This is a genomic window from Pedobacter nyackensis, from assembly GCF_032678475.1.
GTDB lineage: Bacteria > Bacteroidota > Bacteroidia > Sphingobacteriales > Sphingobacteriaceae > Pedobacter > Pedobacter nyackensis_A.
The window spans coordinates 1,161,405-1,178,098 of the sequence record NZ_JAVTSF010000001.1 but is presented as its reverse complement, the minus strand read 5'-3'; the positions used below and the strand labels follow the sequence as shown (position 1 = coordinate 1,178,098).

General features: G+C 38.5%; 16 protein-coding genes. 5 read left to right on the top strand and 11 right to left on the bottom strand.

The annotated features are described in order from the left end of the window. Positions 1 to 15: 15 nt before the first annotated feature. Positions 16 to 1,590 carry a hypothetical protein gene (locus tag R2Q84_RS04730; protein WP_316815375.1) on the bottom strand — a complete coding sequence of 525 codons (1,575 nt, stop codon included), beginning with the start codon at positions 1,588 to 1,590 and terminating at the stop codon, positions 16 to 18. A 109-nt stretch (positions 1,591 to 1,699) separates the two neighbouring features. On the opposite strand from R2Q84_RS04730, the gene R2Q84_RS04725 reads away from it, so the two are divergent. The 3 genes from R2Q84_RS04725 to R2Q84_RS04715 all read left to right on the top strand — a co-directional run bounded on the left by R2Q84_RS04725 (position 1,700) and on the right by R2Q84_RS04715 (position 5,347). Further along, positions 1,700 to 2,086: a DUF423 domain-containing protein gene (locus tag R2Q84_RS04725; protein ID WP_316815374.1), complete on the top strand. Its 387-nt coding sequence runs from the start codon at positions 1,700 to 1,702 to the stop codon at positions 2,084 to 2,086. A 2-nt stretch (positions 2,087 to 2,088) separates the two neighbouring features. Continuing rightward, the gene (gene priA, locus R2Q84_RS04720; RefSeq protein ID WP_316815373.1) at positions 2,089 to 4,590 is read left to right on the top strand and encodes a primosomal protein N'; all 2,502 of its coding nucleotides are present in this window, start codon (positions 2,089 to 2,091) and stop codon (positions 4,588 to 4,590) included. Between the two features lie 100 nt (positions 4,591 to 4,690). Then, positions 4,691 to 5,347, top strand: a complete 657-nt coding sequence (locus tag R2Q84_RS04715) for a protein-L-isoaspartate(D-aspartate) O-methyltransferase (RefSeq protein WP_316815372.1) — start codon at positions 4,691 to 4,693, stop codon at positions 5,345 to 5,347. A 23-nt stretch (positions 5,348 to 5,370) separates the two neighbouring features. Here R2Q84_RS04715 and smpB read toward each other — a convergent pair whose 3' ends face one another. From smpB to R2Q84_RS04700, 3 genes are read right to left on the bottom strand one after another with little or no spacing between them, the layout of a single operon-like run. Then, positions 5,371 to 5,820 (bottom strand): SsrA-binding protein SmpB, encoded by a 450-nt coding sequence (smpB, locus tag R2Q84_RS04710; protein ID WP_316815371.1) that lies wholly within the window; start codon positions 5,818 to 5,820, stop codon positions 5,371 to 5,373. A gap of 23 nt (positions 5,821 to 5,843) precedes the next feature. Beyond that, positions 5,844 to 7,715, bottom strand: coding sequence for an Nramp family divalent metal transporter (locus R2Q84_RS04705; RefSeq protein WP_316815370.1), 1,872 nt, complete (start codon positions 7,713 to 7,715; stop codon positions 5,844 to 5,846). A gap of 1 nt (position 7,716) precedes the next feature. Further along, positions 7,717 to 8,370, bottom strand: a complete 654-nt coding sequence (locus R2Q84_RS04700) for a metal-dependent transcriptional regulator (RefSeq protein WP_316815369.1) — start codon at positions 8,368 to 8,370, stop codon at positions 7,717 to 7,719. Positions 8,371 to 8,507: 137 nt separating this feature from the next. On the opposite strand from R2Q84_RS04700, the gene R2Q84_RS04695 reads away from it, so the two are divergent. Further along, positions 8,508 to 8,978: an Lrp/AsnC family transcriptional regulator gene (locus tag R2Q84_RS04695; protein WP_015807383.1), complete on the top strand. Its 471-nt coding sequence runs from the start codon at positions 8,508 to 8,510 to the stop codon at positions 8,976 to 8,978. 77 nt (positions 8,979 to 9,055) lie between these two features. Here the strand turns inward: R2Q84_RS04695 and ung are convergent, their stop codons facing one another. Beyond that, positions 9,056 to 9,733 carry a uracil-DNA glycosylase gene (gene ung, locus R2Q84_RS04690; RefSeq protein ID WP_316815368.1) on the bottom strand — a complete coding sequence of 226 codons (678 nt, stop codon included), beginning with the start codon at positions 9,731 to 9,733 and terminating at the stop codon, positions 9,056 to 9,058. Positions 9,734 to 9,886: 153 nt separating this feature from the next. Between ung and R2Q84_RS04685 the strand changes: the two genes are divergently transcribed. After that, complete coding sequence (locus R2Q84_RS04685; protein ID WP_316815947.1) at positions 9,887 to 10,426, top strand: DUF2892 domain-containing protein; 540 nt, start codon at positions 9,887 to 9,889, stop codon at positions 10,424 to 10,426. Positions 10,427 to 10,471: 45 nt separating this feature from the next. Here the strand turns inward: R2Q84_RS04685 and R2Q84_RS04680 are convergent, their stop codons facing one another. The 6 genes from R2Q84_RS04680 to R2Q84_RS04655 form a co-directional block, all read right to left on the bottom strand. Beyond that, on the bottom strand, positions 10,472 to 10,687 hold the full coding sequence (locus R2Q84_RS04680; protein WP_316815367.1) for a hypothetical protein: 216 nt from the start codon (positions 10,685 to 10,687) through the stop codon (positions 10,472 to 10,474). 86 nt (positions 10,688 to 10,773) lie between these two features. Further along, positions 10,774 to 12,495 carry a lysine--tRNA ligase gene (gene lysS / locus R2Q84_RS04675; protein WP_316815366.1) on the bottom strand — a complete coding sequence of 574 codons (1,722 nt, stop codon included), beginning with the start codon at positions 12,493 to 12,495 and terminating at the stop codon, positions 10,774 to 10,776. A 128-nt stretch (positions 12,496 to 12,623) separates the two neighbouring features. Beyond that, the gene (locus R2Q84_RS04670) at positions 12,624 to 14,537 is read right to left on the bottom strand and encodes a long-chain fatty acid--CoA ligase (RefSeq protein WP_316815365.1); all 1,914 of its coding nucleotides are present in this window, start codon (positions 14,535 to 14,537) and stop codon (positions 12,624 to 12,626) included. A 78-nt stretch (positions 14,538 to 14,615) separates the two neighbouring features. Continuing rightward, the gene (locus R2Q84_RS04665) at positions 14,616 to 14,942 is read right to left on the bottom strand and encodes an iron-sulfur cluster assembly accessory protein (RefSeq protein WP_316815364.1); all 327 of its coding nucleotides are present in this window, start codon (positions 14,940 to 14,942) and stop codon (positions 14,616 to 14,618) included. Positions 14,943 to 14,983: 41 nt separating this feature from the next. Then, positions 14,984 to 15,397 (bottom strand): Fe-S cluster assembly scaffold IscU, encoded by a 414-nt coding sequence (gene iscU, locus R2Q84_RS04660; protein ID WP_316815363.1) that lies wholly within the window; start codon positions 15,395 to 15,397, stop codon positions 14,984 to 14,986. Positions 15,398 to 15,422: 25 nt separating this feature from the next. Then, positions 15,423 to 16,634, bottom strand: a complete 1,212-nt coding sequence (locus tag R2Q84_RS04655; protein WP_316815362.1) for an IscS subfamily cysteine desulfurase — start codon at positions 16,632 to 16,634, stop codon at positions 15,423 to 15,425. Positions 16,635 to 16,694: the final 60 nt, after the last annotated feature.

Below are 16,694 nucleotides of genomic sequence, written 5' to 3'. Positions count from 1 at the left end.
TGGGATGATTGGACGCTATAAAGCTAAAGAATCTTTTTGTAAAACTTCGGGCTGTTTATTGATTAAGATATTGGTTTGAAACTTACCATTGTCGCCACTAAGTTGATAGGTGAAAGAATCATATTTTTTTAATCCTTCATCGGATTGAAGGTGTTTATAGTACGGTAAATAGATGTTTTTTCTAAAGAGTTCATTTGAATTGGAATGGTCAATATAGATGCTGATACTAGCATTGACTGGTAATTGATTGCTGGCATTGATGTAATTCGGTGTATTGATCAGTAAAAGGTTGTTGTCATAATTGTTTAAAAAATCCTGTAAAGTAGCTGCATTGTTTGCGAAAACCATATAGTTATCAAAAATCACGTAAAAAGGTTTTTTGAAGCCCTCGAATGGTAGCCCGAAGTACGCGTTAAGTATTCCGGCTTCTTTAAGTACTTTTATTTCACCATTGTAGTCGCTACTCAGGTCAATTAATAGTTGTGTCAGTTTATCGCCGTTGCTTAGGTTTATTGCACCGATTTTTTCAGTGCTGCTCAGTTGAAAGGTAATCAGCTGGTCTTTAAAGTATTTAGGGAGTATGTCGTCCAGGTTCAGGTGGTACTTTGCATTGATTTCCTCAATGATCTGATTAGCTTTTTTGTTTTCTTTATTATTTGCCTGCCAGTTCAAAAGTTTTTTTCTCCAGGGCAGATAGTTGTCTATTGCAAATATGGTATAGGAGGAAGTGTTGGCAGGTAGCATATTTTGTATGCTCATTTTTTTTGCCTGTAGTTCGGAGAATAGGTTGTAATAGCTGTTTGGATTATTGTCAATTGTAGTTCCGGTAAGTAATACCTTTTCCTTACTGTAATTGTAGGTTAAGGAGGCAAAAGCATCAAGGTTATCCAACACAGAAAGTTCTCCGTTTAGTTTCCCAGCCACTATGTTTTTTAACAGCAGTGGGATGGTGTTGAAGTTGATGTATAGTTGCGCAAGACTATTTTTGTTGAATTTATTGCCCGTTTGAATATAGTTGGCAAATTTGTCTTCCTTATCCTGTATTTTTTTAGATAAAAATGCTGTTACCTGTTCTTGTGAATTGGAAAGTACAATCAGGTTTTCTTTAACAGCCAGGTAGCAAATGGTACTGTCGGCCAGACTTAGCTTACTCAGGTTCTTTAAGGTTTGTACCTGGGTTCCACTTTGCTTTATTGACTGTAGCATCTGCGTTTTCTGCACAGGAGTTTGAAGTTGCGTAAAACATATGAAATCTATCTCTTGCGCCGTCCCGGGAACAAAGGTTATGTATGCTTGTTGGTTTTCTGTTTCCTGGTTTACGCTGGGTAGCATAAGCAGGTATTTTTTTATAGCAGACAGTTGCTTGTATTTTTTTGCACCCAGAATTTCACTGAACAAAGGTTGTTCTTTTAAAATGTCTGTAATTTCTTTTTGGTTTTCAAAAGAGAAGATCAGACCGGAGGTAGAAGTAGCGGCATGTAAACCAACATCAGTTGTGTTATGGTCTGCATTTAGTTTAGAAAAATATAAATACGCCATTGTTACAATGGCCATAACCAACAGGCTGATAATAATTATAATCTTTTTCATGTGTTACTTACAAATTTAACTGAATAGTTTGACTATTTAATTTAATCGTTGTGATTACTGGGGAAATACCTGCATTTTGCTAAATTTGTTGTATTAAAGCCGATCTATCATGAGCAGACGTATCATCTTAACCGCATCATTGTTTGGTGCTATAGCCGTAATGTTTGGTGCCTTTGGTGCCCATAGTTTAAAGAATGTACTGAGTGTCGGAGCACTTGAAATTTGGGCTAAAGGGGTGGAATATCAGTTTTACCATACTTTTGCATTGCTTTTCCTTTCGCTGTTTGCTGTTGATCATGATAAACTGGCAAAATGGTCTTATATTTTTTTTACACTGGGTATTGTGTTTTTTTCCGGATCGCTTTATTTGTTGGCAACCCGTGAGATTTTGAATATTGGTTTCTTGAATTTTATTGGTCCGATTACACCTATTGGCGGACTTTGTTTTATACTTGGATGGGCCTTGTTATTTGTTGCAGCCTCAAAACGTAAGTAACAATGGAGACTGGTGAGTTGGAGTTTGGGGCGCACATTAGTGGTGGTGGCTTTCAAGAGCGGGAAACTTTGTTTGTAGAGGTCGTTTTACCTTTGTCATTAGCTAAAAACTATATGTACAGGGTGCCCTTTGATTTAAATGATCAGGTAGCTGTAGGGAAACGGGTAGTCGTACAGTTTGGGAAGAACAAAATATATACAGCCCTAATAAAGAGCATTAGTAAAACTGCACCGGAACTATACCAGGCAAAGTATATTATTGATGTGGTAGATGAGCACCCGATTATTACTGCTCAGCAATTGCAGTTATGGGATTGGATGACGGGGTATTATTTGTGCAATGAAGGGGATGTAATGTCGGCCGCATTACCGACTGGCTTAAAACTGGCCAGCGAAACCATCATTATGCTAAGGGAAGATGCTGAAGCAGAAGAGGTGTTGACAGACAAGGAAAATATCCTTGTTGCAGCTTTAAATAGTCAAAAGCGCTTAACTGTTGATGAGGTCTCGGCTTTATTGGGACAAAAAACAGTTTATCCGATTATCAATTCTCTAATAGAAAAAGGATTGATTTATATAGCGGAGGAAGTGGTTGAGAAATACAGACCTTTGCTAAAGTCTTTTGTTACCCTGAATGTTTTTTACCAGGAAGAAGAGAACCTGAAACAGTTGTTCTCAATTTTGGAACGGGCGCCTAAACAGTTGAATGCTTTATTGACCTATATTAAGCTTTACAGGCAACAGAATTTAATTCCTAAGCATCAGCTGCTGGAAGAGAGTGGTTGTGGACAGGCTGCCTTTAAAACACTGCTCGATAAAGATATTTTTAAAGTCGAGAAGCGTCCTGTAAGTCGTTTGAAGGAAAATGAGGACGACTTTGTTCTGAATTTTGAATTGAGTGAAGTTCAGCATAAAGCTTTAACAGAGATTGAAGATCGGTTTGAGGAGAAGGATGTGGTACTGTTGCATGGTATTACTGCTTCTGGCAAAACACAGGTTTATATTAAACTGATTGAAAAGGCAATCGAGAAAGGAGGGCAGGTATTATTTCTGCTTCCTGAAATTGCGTTAACAACACAGATTGTTCAGCGTATACAGCGTTATTTTGGAGATGCTATTGGTGTATATCATTCGAAGTTTAATAACAATGAAAGGGTGGAGATCTGGAATAAGGTCCTGAATGGTAAATACAGGGTTGTACTAGGCGCAAGGTCTGCCGTGTTTTTACCCTTTAAAGATTTAAAATTGATTGTAGTTGATGAAGAACATGAATCATCGTACAAACAACAGGAACCGTCGCCACGCTACCAGGCGAGAGATGTAGCTGTTTACCTGGCACATTTACACCAGGCTAAAGCTGTGCTTGGGTCGGCTACTCCTTCAATAGAAAGTTATTACAATGCTGTAAATCATAAATACGGATTGGTTACCATAACTGAGCGTTTTGGTGGAGTGGAATTGCCCTTACATGAGGTGGTTAGTATTTCCGAAGAAACGAAAAAGAAGAAGATGGTTTCTTACTTCTCCAGTAAGCTGATTGACGAAATTGCTTATACCATGGAACAAAAGGAGCAGGTTATACTGTTTCAGAACCGACGTGGTTATGCGACAATTTTAATCTGCGCAACTTGTGGTTATGCACCCAAATGTGTTAGCTGTGATGTTTCTTTAACCTACCATAAAACCAGTGGTAAATTACATTGTCATTATTGTGGTTATCACCAAAGTAGCGTGAACGTTTGCCCGGCTTGCGGCTCGGTACATATAGAGCAAAAAGGCTTTGGTACGGAGCGTGTAGAGGAAGAGTTGAGTCTTGTTTTTCCGGAGGCAAAAATTGCGAGGCTTGATGTGGATAGTACCCGTACTAAAAACGGCCTAATGCAGATTATTACCGATTTCCAGGAGAAGAAAACAGATATTCTGATCGGCACGCAGATGGTAGCCAAGGGGCTTGATTTTGATAATGTAACCCTGATTGGAGTGATTAACGCAGATACGTTATTTAATTATCCGGATTTCAGGGCTTTTGAACGTAGTTACCAATTGCTGGCACAGGTGGCTGGTAGGGCTGGACGAAGAGATAAACAAGGTAAGGTGATTATACAGGCTTATGATGATCAGCACCGCATCATTAAACAGGTAATTGAAAATAAATATCTTGAAATGTATAATGATGAACTTACGGAACGCAGGCAGTTTCTATACCCTCCTTTTACAAGATTGATTTTTATCAATATTAAACATAAGGACCAGGATCTTTTAAATGTAGCTGCACAACGTTTCGCGTCGGCATTAAGGGCGCAATTGGGACGTAGGGTATTGGGACCTGAGCAGCCAATAGTGAGCAGAATCAGGAATTACTATATCAAACAGGTAATCATCAAAAGCGATAAAGATACGTCCATCCAGAAAGTAAAATCTATCCTTAAGGAAACTATCCTGCAGTTTCAATCTGAAAAGGATTACAGAGCAGTAAACATCCAGGTAGATGTTGATCCTTACTAGATTTTATTACGATTGATCCTGTGTTGATTAGGCTTTTCAATTCTATTTGGCGTTGGAAATATTGAATTATTAGTTTTCAAATAGCTATTTTTGATGTGAAATGGCATACAAGTTTGTTGATAATTACAGAGAGCAGGGGGCAAGGAAGCGTTTGGTGGTTCATCTTGAATCAAGAGGGATTACTGACAAAAAAGTACTTAAGGCAATAGGTAAGGTACCACGGCATTTCTTTTTTGATGAAACCTTTTGGAACCAGGCTTATAAGGACATCGCTTTCCCGATAGGCGACGGGCAAACTATATCTCAACCCTATACGGTTGCTTATCAAAGTGAATTGCTACATATCAAAAAAGGTGATAAAGTTCTGGAAATCGGAACAGGATCGGGGTATCAAACCTGTATTTTAATGGAGCTTGGTGCTAATGTGTATACCATTGAGCGTCAGGAAAGCATATATCGACATACCATAAGAGTGTTACCTGGAATGGGGTATAATGCGCATTTCTTTTTTGGTGATGGATCAAAGGGGATTGCAGAACACGCTCCGTACGACAAGATCATTGTAACTGCAGGTGCGCCATTTGTACCGGAAATCTTATTGAAACAATTAAAAGTTGGTGGTATATTGGTGATTCCGGTAGGAGATGAACATTCGCAAAAAATGGTAACGGTAATCCGTGTTAGTGAAACAGATTATGACCGGATTGAACTGGATACTTTCAGATTTGTACCGCTGGTAGGTGATCAGGCCTGGTAGGAAGATAAAGGATTAGAGACCGGTTAAATTTTCATTGCCCGGTCCATTTCTCTTTTTGATTCTCTGTCCTTGATGCTATCTCTTTTATCGAATTCCTTTTTACCCTGTGCCAATGCAATTTCTATTTTCGCAAAGCCCCTTTCGTTTGTAAAGATGCGTAATGGGACAATGGTATAGCCTTTTTCTTCACTTTTTGCTTTTAGTTTTTTGAGCTCTTTTTTATGGAGTAATAAAATGCGGTCACGCTTAATTTCGTGATGATGAAATGAACTGTGACTATATTCTGAGATGTGAAGGTTTCTTACATAAAGTACATTGCCGATAAACATACAGAAAGCGTCGGTCATATTGGCCTTACCCTGTCTGATTGCTTTGATTTCGGTACCTAATAAGGCCAGTCCGGCATTATATTTTTCAATAATGTGGTAGTCAAAAAAGGCCCTTTTGTTTTTTATCTGGATATCGTTCTTCATAAGAATCGGCTAATATCTCAATTTTATCTCACAATCAATACAGGAATAGATACTTTATGACGTACAGAATTCACTGTAGTACCCAATATGAGGTCTTTTAAGCCTTTATGTCCATGAGCTCCCATCACCAATAGCTGAAGGTTACTTTCGTTGCTGATGGTCACGATTGCTTTTACTGTTCCTCCATAACCAATATGCGGACTGGCTTTGTAACCTAGTTCGGCCAGATTGTTACAGTACTTCTGAAGATTTTCTATATCACTTTTTGTCTCGAGGTCTAAAGCTGATTCTCCGTAATACCGGGCTGCCGCTGTTTCTACCACGTGGATCAGGTAATAATGGGCATGTTTTCCTCCCTGGATAAGGGCATGACGGATTGTGTTGCGGTCATTTTTAGAAAAGTCGACAGTAATGCCTATACGGGTATAGTTGATCTTCTCTACATTTTCGATGTCCAGTGCTTTACCATGTGGAACATTATTGTTCTCGTCTTTTAGGCGACGGGTCAGTGGATATATAAAAATATAAAGTAAAAGTAATCCAATTAATATGGCGAGTGGAATGACCAACACATAAACGTACCAGCCTCCTTCTGCACCCCAGGTCTTAATTTCTTCAATAACGAGTTTGACATTTAGGGATACTATGATAATGGAACTGGTCCAGGCCAGTACTTTTACCCAGGTCTTAATCGCAAATCCTTTCATCGCTTTTTTATCGGATGTAAAGTGTATTAAAGGGATTACAGCAAAACCAAGCTGTAAGCTTAAGACAACCTGACTAAGGATCAGTAGTCCACCGAGAGCGTCCTCTCCATACCAGAGAATGGTAAAAAATGCAGGGATAATGGCTAGCAGGCGTGTGATTAAACGACGTAACCAGGGTTGGATTCGTAATTTAAGGTGACCTTCCATTACAATCTGTCCGGCAAGGGTGCCGGTAATGGTTGAGCTTTGTCCGGCTGCAATTAGTGCGATGGCAAATAGGGCTGGGGCCACGTTTCCAAAAATATTTTGAAGGAGTTTATGTGCATCCTGTATTTCGGCAACTTCATGGAGACCATTTTTATAAAATGCGGCTGCAGCAAGGATTAATATAGCTGCATTTACAAAAAAAGCCAGATTTAGTGCGACTGCAGTATCTATGAAGTTAAATTTTATAGCCTCTTTCATTCCTTTCTCGTCACGCTCGAATTTACGGGTTTGTACCAAGGATGAGTGTAAGTATAGATTGTGTGGCATTACTGTAGCGCCTATAATACCGATGGCGATGTAAAGTGCTTCGCCAGATAACATAGAGGGTTCAAACCCGCCAATAATTTCTTTTATTGAGGGTTCGACAATGAACATTTCAACAAGGAAGGAAATGCCGACAATAAATACCATGGAAACGATAAATGCTTCCATTTTTCGCATGCCTTTGTTTAGTAGAAAGAGGAGCAGTACCGTATCGAAAATTGTAATGCTGATCCCCCATATTAATGGCAGGCCGAAAAGAAGGTTTAATCCAATAGCCATTCCAATGATTTCGGCGAGGTCACAGGCGATAATTGCAGTTTGTGCAAGGCCGAATAAAGGAATGTTAATCCAGCTTGGGTAAGCATTTCTGGAGGCCTGGGCCAGATCAAGTCCTCTAACTATGCCTAAACGTGCGCTAAGTGATTGCAGGAGTAATGCAATTAGGTTTGACATTAACAGTACCCAGATGAGCTGATAACCGAATTTGCTGCCCCCTGCAAGGTCTGTGGCCCAGTTTCCGGGATCCATATAGCCTACACTGACCAGGTAAGCAGGACCGATAAAGGAAAGGATACGCCGCCAGCCTGTGCGTTTGCTGGTATCTACACTACGGTGAACTTCGCTTAGGGATTGGGGGGCATTATGTTCGGCTTTCATACTATAGTTTAATAAGGATATGTTTGGCGACTTCTCGGCTTACGCTTATTCTTTTTTGTTCCACCATCAATTCTACAGAGCTGTCAAAATCATTAATCTCTGTAATGGTAATTTTTTTTCCAAGAGTTAATCCTAGTTTTTCCAAATGTTTTAAGAAGGCTGATGAGTGTTCGCTAACGCCCATGATTAAACCTTTTTCACCTGATTTCAGCTTGCTTAGTTTTGTAAAAGGGATCGTGTCGAATTGTCCGTTTTTGTCGGGAATGGGGTCGCCATGTGGGTCACTTTTCGGAAATGCAAGGAACTCATCCAGCCTTTCAATCAGTTCTGTAGATTTTATGTGTTCAAGGTCTTCTGCTATGTCATGGACTTCATCCCATTTAAAATTTAGTTTTTCTACCAGAAAGACTTCCCATAGACGGTGTTTTCGTACAATATTAATAGCGGCAGATTTGCCGGCAGGGGTTAGGGTAACCCCCTGGTATTTTTTATAGTTGATCAATTGTTTCTCTGCCAGTTTTTTTATCATGTCTGTAACCGATGCTGCCTTGGTCTGCATTTTTTCTGCAATGGCATTGGTTTGTATGGCCTCCTCGTTATTCTGAGACAGATGATATATGATTTTCAGGTAGTTCTCTTCAGTGAATGATTGCATTTTTGTTTGCCTAACTATATGTTTAGACAAATCTAAAAAAATAGAAGAGAAATAAACGATAAATTATAGGTTTTTTTTTAGAATAAAATTTGGTGTGTAATGCATTGTTATTCTATCTTTGGGCATACTTATAAATAATGGCGACAGAACTAGATAAAACAGATTTTAAAATTCTTAAATTGTTACAGGAAAATGGCAGGATGACAAACTTGCTTTTATCCCAGGAGATTGGACTTTCACCGGCCCCAACATTGGAAAGAGTTAGGAAACTTGAGGTTTCTGGTTTTATTAAGAGTTATCATGCTCTGGTTGATGAGGAGAAACTTGGATTGGGAATAAAGACCTTTATACAGGTTCAACTAGATTTTCATAAGAACAATACCATTCAAATCTTTTTGGATGAAGTAAACCAGATTAAAGAAATTACGGAATGCCATCACGTTACTGGCCAGGCCGATTTTCTGCTGAAAGTTTATGTGAATGACATCAAAGCTTATGAGCGTTTGATTATGGATAAAATCAGTAAAATCTCTGTAGTGAAAACTTTTCAGACGATGATGATTATGTCTACAACTAAGAAAGAACCAATTGTTCCTTTGGAATATTAATGTTAAGAATTAAAAGCCGAAGTGCCTGTATCATTATTTGATACAGGCACTTTTTTTATGCGTATTTTGTTGATTTTTTAATCAATTTGCCAGTTAATCGGGCTTTCTCCCTGCTCAATTAGTTTTGCATTAGTTTTAGAGAATGGGCCACTACCCAGAAACCCATTGTATGCCGAGAAAGGAGATGGGTGTGCTGCAGCAATAATGGTGTGCTTCTTCTGATCGATGAGTGCGGCTTTATTTTGTGCAAATCTGCCCCATAAAAGAAAAATAAGCCCGGTTCTTTGTTGAGACAGTTCGCTAATGATTTTATCAGTAAACGTTTCCCAGCCTAACTTCTGATGAGATCCTGCTTCATGAGCTCTTACAGTTAAAGTTGCATTTAATAATAGAACACCTTCGTCTGCCCATTGGGTCAAGTTGCCATGTGCAGGGACTGTGAAGCCTGGGATATCTGTAGCCAACTCCTTGTAGATATTTTTTAATGAAGGTGGTACGGCAACGCCTTTTTGTACAGAAAAAGAAAGTCCATGTGCTTGTCCGGTTCCGTGATAGGGGTCTTGCCCTAAAATAACTACTTTAACTTTATTAAAAGGTGTATGATTTAGTGCATTGAAGATATCTGCGCCTTTCGGATAAACCGTATGGCCTTTTTGTTTTTCTTCCAGTAAAGCGTTCTTTAATGATTTCATGTAAGGTTTTTCGAATTCATCGTTCAGCACTTTTAACCAGCTTTCTTCTATTGAAACAGACATGTGTAATTTATGATTTAAGGAGGATTGTAATCAATTGTTTTTTCAGCAGTGCGGATTGCGTGATCTGCTATTTCTTTTTTTTGCTGAAATTATAAATTAAATCTGATTTTTGGTATTTAAACACGATATTTGCAAAAAAAAATACAATATAATATGCCAAATGTAGTTCGTCTTATTTTAGGTTTTGCAGTGTTGGGTGGTGCTATAGCCCTTATGATCTTTGGTTTATGGGGATGGGGTATTCTGGCCGTTTTTATTAGCATTTTTGTTTTCGTTACTTTTTTCTTTAATGAGAATATGCTGCTGGCTCAGTGGTTTTTAAGAAAAGATAATATGGTTAAGGCTGAAGCTTATCTGAGAAGAATAACTGATTATGAAAAACAGTTAATCAGAGGTCAGCATGGTTATTACAACTTGTTAATCGGATTGATTGAATCAAGAAAAACACCTATGCAGTCTGAAAAGTATTTTAAGAAATCACTTTCTTTAGGAATGAACATGGACCATAACATTGCCCTGGCAAAGTTAAGTCTTGCTGGAATTGCAATGGCTAAAAGAAATAAACGTGAAGCTCAGATGTATTTAACAGAAGCTAAGAAAGCTGATAAGAATAAATTGCTGGCTGACCAGATTAAACAAATGAAAGATCAGCTGGGGATGATGGACAGACAACAGCAAGTAAGATACAGGTAATTAAACCTAATGAAATAACTAAAGGCCACATGCGAATGTGGCCTTTTATTTTTCACTTAATCTGTCAAAATTCTCACTTGCTTCTGAATAGGCCCCTCTGCTGATGATATCATCCTCCATGTAATCTTTCTTCCTGTTAAAGAACTTCTGTTCCGACTGAATCCTGGTAATCAATTGACGGATCAGGGTCAAATCAAAAGCTTCTTTGCTTAGTTTAATGCAGTATTCGTTTTCTGTAATTTCTAGACTTGAACTGTTCATAATTATTAAATTTTAAATCTGTATAAAAGTAAAAAAGGCCTGCTACAATTTGTGTAGCAGGCCTTTAACTTTTTGTTATGTTTATGTTAAGCGAACCAAGCTGTAACTTCTTCTTTCGAAGGCATAGTTAGCTCAAGCTTCATTTTTTTACGCATTCCACCAAGATCATTGAATACCTTGTTGGGGTTGGCAGTTTTTAACTCTTCGATTGTATTGATACCCATTTTACGGATTACCTGTACCCATTCCGCAGGAACGCCAACAGCTACGAAATCTTCATCTGTAGTTACTTTAGCTTTTTTCTCTGGTCTCATCTGAGGGAAGAATAGTACTTCCTGTATCGTCGACTGGTTAGTCATTAACATCACCAGGCGGTCAATACCGATACCTAAGCCTGAAGTAGGAGGCATACCATATTCCAGTGAGCGAATAAAATCTTCGTCCATAGCCATCGCTTCATCATCACCTCTTTCTGCAAGTTTCAATTGTTCTACCAAACGTTCTTTCTGGTCGATCGGATCGTTTAGTTCAGAATAGGCATTTCCAATTTCTTTACCCATTACAAATAACTCAAAACGCTCTACCAAACCTTCCTTGCTTCTGTGTTTTTTAGCAAGTGGAGTCATTTCAATCGGATAATCAGTAATGTATGTTGGCTGGATCAGGTTGGCTTCAACTTTTTCACTAAACAACTCATCAATCAATTTTCCTCTGCCCATGGTAGCATCAATTTCAATATTCAGACTTTTACAGGTTTCTTTCAATTCCTCTTCAGTCATGGCTGACACATCAATACCAGTATATTTTTGGATAGACTCATACATGGTCAGTTTTTCGTATGGACCTTCAAAATTGATCTCATGATCACCAACTTTTACTACTGTTGTTCCGTGAATAGCTAAAGCTACTTTTTCCAGACATTCTTCTACCATTCCCATCATCCAGATATAGTCTTTATAGGCTACATAGATTTCCATGGAAGTGAATTCAGGATTGTGCGTTCTGTCCATTCCTTCGTTCCTGAACATTTTTCCGAATTCATACACTCCATCAAAACCAGCAACGATTAACCTTTTTAGGTATAATTCGTTGGCGATACGCAGATAAAGTGGCATATCCAGTGTATTGTGATGCGTAGCGAACGGGCGTGCAGCAGCACCACCATGTATAGGCTGAAGGATTGGAGTTTCTACTTCCATCCAGCCCTGGTTATCGAAATAACCACGCATAGTATTGATTACTTTAGACCTGTTGATAAAGATTTGTTTGAAACCAGGATTAACCGTTAAATCAACGTAACGTTGTCTGTAACGCATTTCCGGATCAGTAAATCCATCATAAATATTGCCTTCCTCGTCACGTTTAACGATTGGAAGTGGTTTTAATGATTTGGACAATAAGGTGAGTTCTGTAACGTGTACAGATATTTCTCCAGTTTGTGTAGTGAAAACATATCCTTTAACGCCGATGAAATCACCCAGGTCCATCAGTTTTTTAAATACTGTATTGTATAGGGTTTTATCTTCATCCGGACAAAGGTCGTCTCTTTTTAAGTAAACCTGTATTCTACCTGTTGAATCCTGTAGTTCTACAAAAGAAGCACTTCCCATAATGCGGCGGCTCATGATCCTGCCAGCCATGCTGATGTTCTTATAGGCTGTTTTATCGCGTTCGTAGTTTGCTAATATATCTGCAGCATTGGCATTGATCTCGAATGCTTCTGCAGGGTATGGATTGATTCCAAGCTCACGTAATTGGTTTAGCGAATTACGGCGCAATACTTCTAATTCTGATAGTCCTGTACTCATATATTTTATGTATCAGGCATCAAGCCTGATAGCTGTTTTGTATATTAATTTAAAATTAGGCAAAAATAGGGATTTACCTTAGTTCTTTATGTGGTTTGGATTAAGAAACGTAAAATATTTTCAGGATGTTAATCTGTGTCAACAGCTTCTGCATACATTTCGTTAATGACTTCAGCATATTTTGCTTCAATCACTTTTCGTTTAGGCTTTAACGTAGGGGTGATTTCACCTTCTTCAATACTAAATGGGGTACGTTTTATTTTGAAGTTTTTAATACGTTCGAACTTAGCGAGTTCTCCTGATAGTTTCCTTAAATCTTGTCCGATCCAGTCAACAATCTCCTTTTCAGTGATGAACAATTCTGGCAGCTGGAAAAAAGATTCGGGAAGATTGAAAGCTTCCTGCAGATTTTCTTTATTAGGGATTACAATTGCAGTCAGATATTCGCGTTTGTCTCCAATTAAAAAGAGCTGATCTATTTTAAGGCTTTTCATATAAACGCTTTCAACAGGGGTAGGGTAGACGTTTTTACCATAAGCATTTACGATCATGTTTTTCAAACGGTCGGTAATCTGCAGATTGCCCTTGTAAAAACGACCAATATCACCGGTATGAAACCAGTTGTCTTTATCAATAGCTTCTGCTGTTTCTGCAGGCTTATTGAAATAGCCCTGCATTACGCAGTGTCCTCTTACAATGATTTCTCCTTCTTCACATTCAAAATCTTCCTGAAAAGATTCATGTGTTTGAATGTTAATGATTTTTTTAGTTTCTACATCCTGAATACCAATTTCAATACCTGGTATAACCCTACCTACAGTACCATATACCTGTCTGTGGTATTCTGTAACAGCCATTACGGGTGAGGTTTCTGTCAGGCCAAAGCCTTCAAGGATTTTAATCCCCAGATTTCCAAAAAACTCACCAACATTTTTAGGTAAGGCTGCACCACCTGAGATCATGAATTTTAAGCGACCGCCTGTTTTTTCTTTGATTTTGCTGAATACCAGTTTTTCTGCCAAAGCTTTTTCGGCTGAAAGAAAGATACCTGTATTTTTACCAGCTTCTTTTTTTTGTCTGTATTTTTGACCAGTTTCTAATGCCCAAAGGAATATTCTGGATTTCAAGCCTCCGCCTGCTGTACCACTTTTAATAGCTTTGTCGTGTATTTTTTCGAGTAGTCTTGGTACGCAGCTCATTACAGTAGGTTTGATTTCTCCCATGTTTTTAGCTAAAAGTTCAAGACTTTGTGCGTAGGCTATTTTACAACCCTGCGCGCAGCATACGTGATAGGTTGCTGTACGTTCAAATACGTGTGATAAAGGTAAAAAGGAGAGGAAAGTCTCCGTTTCATCAATAACGGGGATTTGTTGTAAACATACTTTTACGTTTTCAACGAAGTTACTGTGAGAAAGCATCACACCTTTTGGTGTTCCGGTAGTACCTGAGGTGTAAATCAGAGAAGATATATCGGAAGGCAGCACTTCAGTCCGTAATTGACTGATTTTATCGAGGTCAACCTGTGTTGTTTTACCTGCGCTCTTTAATATTTCATCAAAGCTGATGATTTTTACATGTAAATCTTCAGGGACTGTTACTTTCAGATACTCAGGAAAGGCAGGTATGATATATTCCAGACGTTTACAGTTGGGGGCTATTTTTAGGATTTTTTTATAGAGAAAGGTATTGCCAATCAGAATAGCCCGAATACCAGAATCGTTTACAATATAGGTAACTTCTTGTTCTGATAAGGTTGGGTAAATGGATACATTAATTGCTCCAATTTGTTGTATACCCTGGTCGTAATAAACGTATTCCGGAGAATTCTCTATCATCAGGCCCATTCTATCTGCTTTTTTTATGCCTTTGGCTAAGAAAAAAGCAGATACCGCATCAGCATTATTGAGGGTTTGCTGATAAGAAATCTCTTCCCATTCCGTATTTTTTTTATGAATGAGGAACGTCTCTTCAGGTTTATGAATGTTTGCTACTACATTCCGTAATAAGGTCGGGATGGTAGAATGCTCGTTAAATAATTCCATTTGGAAGGTTTGCTTGCTTATAAAAATAGGCCGGTACAGATGAACTGTACCGGCCTATGTAAATATAATAATTCTATTTTAAACAGAGAAGCTTTCGCCGCAACCACAGGAGCGGCTTGCATTAGGATTGTTAAAATTGAATCCTTTTCCGTTTAAACCATCTGAAAAGTCCAGCTCAGTTCCAGCCAGGTAAAGGAAGGATTTCATATCTAGCGCTATTCTGATGCCTCTATCTTCAAAAAACTGATCTCCAGGCTTTTCTTCATCATCAAAGTCCAGGTTATATGATAATCCTGAACATCCTCCTCCTTTAACGGATACACGTAAAAAATAGGTGGTATCCATTTGCGACTCTTCCATTAACTGGTCGATTTTGCTTTTTGCTTTATCAGTGATTGTTATCATTTTCTTATCGTTTTAAGAATGAGCAAGCTGCTCATATCTAATTAGTGATGAGATTTAGCCAGTTCAAATGGTTCCATGCCATTTTTAACACGGTAATCATTGATTGCAGATTTAATTGCATCCTCTGCCAATACTGAGCAGTGGATTTTTACTGGTGGTAAAGCCAATTCTTCAACAATGTCCATGTTATCGATAGCTAATGCCTCATCGATACTTTTACCTTTTAACCATTCTGTAGCTAAAGAAGATGAAGCAATTGCAGATCCGCAACCAAATGTTTTGAATTTGGCATCAGTGATCATGTTGTTGTCATCAACTTCAATTTGTAGACGCATTACGTCGCCACACTCCGGTGCGCCAACTAATCCTGTTCCTACAGATTTGCTATCTTTATTTAAAGTACCAACATTTCTAGGGTTGGTATAATGTTCCATTACTTTTTCTGAGTATGCCATTTTGTTCCTTTTTTAAGAGCCTAGCTTAGTGCTCGGCCCATTCAATTTTACTTAAATCAATTCCTTCTTTAAACATTTCCCAAAGTGGAGAAAGATCTCTCAAGTGGTTAACTGCTTTTTTAGTATTTTCAATTGCGTAATCGATTTCTTCTTCAGTTGTAAAACGACCAAGTCCGAAACGAATAGAAGAGTGCGCCAAATCATCTGAAAGGCCTAAGCTTTTCAAAACATAAGAAGGCTCTAACGAAGCAGAAGTACAAGCTGAACCTGAAGAAACCGCCAGGTCTTTCATAGCCATCATCAATCCTTCACCTTCTACATATTTAAATGAGATGTTTGCTACGTGTGGTAAACGGTGTTCTACGTTACCATTTACATAACTTTCTTCCATTTGACTAAGTGATGCTTCTAGTTTATCTCTTAAAGCCGATAAACGTTTTGCTTCTTCGTCCATTTCTAAACGGCAAAGTTCACATGCTTTACCAAGGCCTACGATACCGGGAACGTTTAATGTACCAGAACGCATACCACGCTCATGACCACCGCCATCAATTTGTGCAGTAACCTTAACCCTTGGGTTTTTACGACGTACATAAAGTACACCAACACCTTTAGGGCCGTACATTTTATGTGCAGAGAAGGCCATTAAGTCAATACCATCGGCATTTACATCTACAGGTATTTTACCTACAGCCTGTGTAGCGTCAGACATAAACAAAGCACCATATTTATGGGCAATGGCAGAAATTTCTTTGATTGGTTGAATTACACCTATCTCATTGTTCCCATACATAATGGTAACCAGGATAGTTTGTTCTGTCATAGCAGCTTCAAGCTCCTGAAGATCAATTAACCCATCCTCTTTTACTTTCAGATAAGTAACTTTTGCACCTAGCTTTTCTAAATGTTTACAAGTATCTAAAACGGCTTTATGTTCAGTTGTGGCAGTAATGATGTGATTGCCTTTGTCCTGGTACATTTCATATACACCTTTAATACCCAGGTTGTCTGCTTCTGTAGCTCCTGAAGTAAAAATGATTTCTTTTTCAGTACAGCCAATCAGTTTGGCAACTTGTTCACGCGCATAGTCAACACCTTCTTCAGCAACCCATCCAAATGCATGGTTACGGCTTGCGGCGTTACCAAACTTGTTGGTGAAATAGGGCAACATCGCTTCTAACACTCTCGGATCAAGAGGGGTAGTTGCGTTATTATCTAAGTAAATAGGAAGTTCCATTATAATATATTTGTTCTTTATTAATATACAAAGATACGAAAAAAGATTGCCAACAATTAT

Excerpts from the sequence above, each read along its gene's own strand:
- R2Q84_RS04730 (WP_316815375.1), bottom strand. The coding sequence starts at position 1,590 with ATGAAAAAGATTATAATTATTATCAGCCTGTTGGTTATGGCCATTGTA.
- R2Q84_RS04725 (WP_316815374.1), top strand. The coding sequence starts at position 1,700 with ATGAGCAGACGTATCATCTTAACCGCATCATTGTTTGGTGCTATAGCC.
- priA (WP_316815373.1), top strand. The coding sequence starts at position 2,089 with ATGGAGACTGGTGAGTTGGAGTTTGGGGCGCACATTAGTGGTGGTGGC.
- R2Q84_RS04715 (WP_316815372.1), top strand. The coding sequence starts at position 4,691 with ATGGCATACAAGTTTGTTGATAATTACAGAGAGCAGGGGGCAAGGAAG.
- smpB (WP_316815371.1), bottom strand. The coding sequence starts at position 5,820 with ATGAAGAACGATATCCAGATAAAAAACAAAAGGGCCTTTTTTGACTAC.
- R2Q84_RS04705 (WP_316815370.1), bottom strand. The coding sequence starts at position 7,715 with ATGAAAGCCGAACATAATGCCCCCCAATCCCTAAGCGAAGTTCACCGT.
- R2Q84_RS04700 (WP_316815369.1), bottom strand. The coding sequence starts at position 8,370 with ATGCAATCATTCACTGAAGAGAACTACCTGAAAATCATATATCATCTG.
- R2Q84_RS04695 (WP_015807383.1), top strand. The coding sequence starts at position 8,508 with ATGGCGACAGAACTAGATAAAACAGATTTTAAAATTCTTAAATTGTTA.
- ung (WP_316815368.1), bottom strand. The coding sequence starts at position 9,733 with ATGTCTGTTTCAATAGAAGAAAGCTGGTTAAAAGTGCTGAACGATGAA.
- R2Q84_RS04685 (WP_316815947.1), top strand. The coding sequence starts at position 9,887 with ATGCCAAATGTAGTTCGTCTTATTTTAGGTTTTGCAGTGTTGGGTGGT.
- R2Q84_RS04680 (WP_316815367.1), bottom strand. The coding sequence starts at position 10,687 with ATGAACAGTTCAAGTCTAGAAATTACAGAAAACGAATACTGCATTAAA.
- lysS (WP_316815366.1), bottom strand. The coding sequence starts at position 12,495 with ATGAGTACAGGACTATCAGAATTAGAAGTATTGCGCCGTAATTCGCTA.
- R2Q84_RS04670 (WP_316815365.1), bottom strand. The coding sequence starts at position 14,537 with ATGGAATTATTTAACGAGCATTCTACCATCCCGACCTTATTACGGAAT.
- R2Q84_RS04665 (WP_316815364.1), bottom strand. The coding sequence starts at position 14,942 with ATGATAACAATCACTGATAAAGCAAAAAGCAAAATCGACCAGTTAATG.
- iscU (WP_316815363.1), bottom strand. The coding sequence starts at position 15,397 with ATGGCATACTCAGAAAAAGTAATGGAACATTATACCAACCCTAGAAAT.
- R2Q84_RS04655 (WP_316815362.1), bottom strand. The coding sequence starts at position 16,634 with ATGGAACTTCCTATTTACTTAGATAATAACGCAACTACCCCTCTTGAT.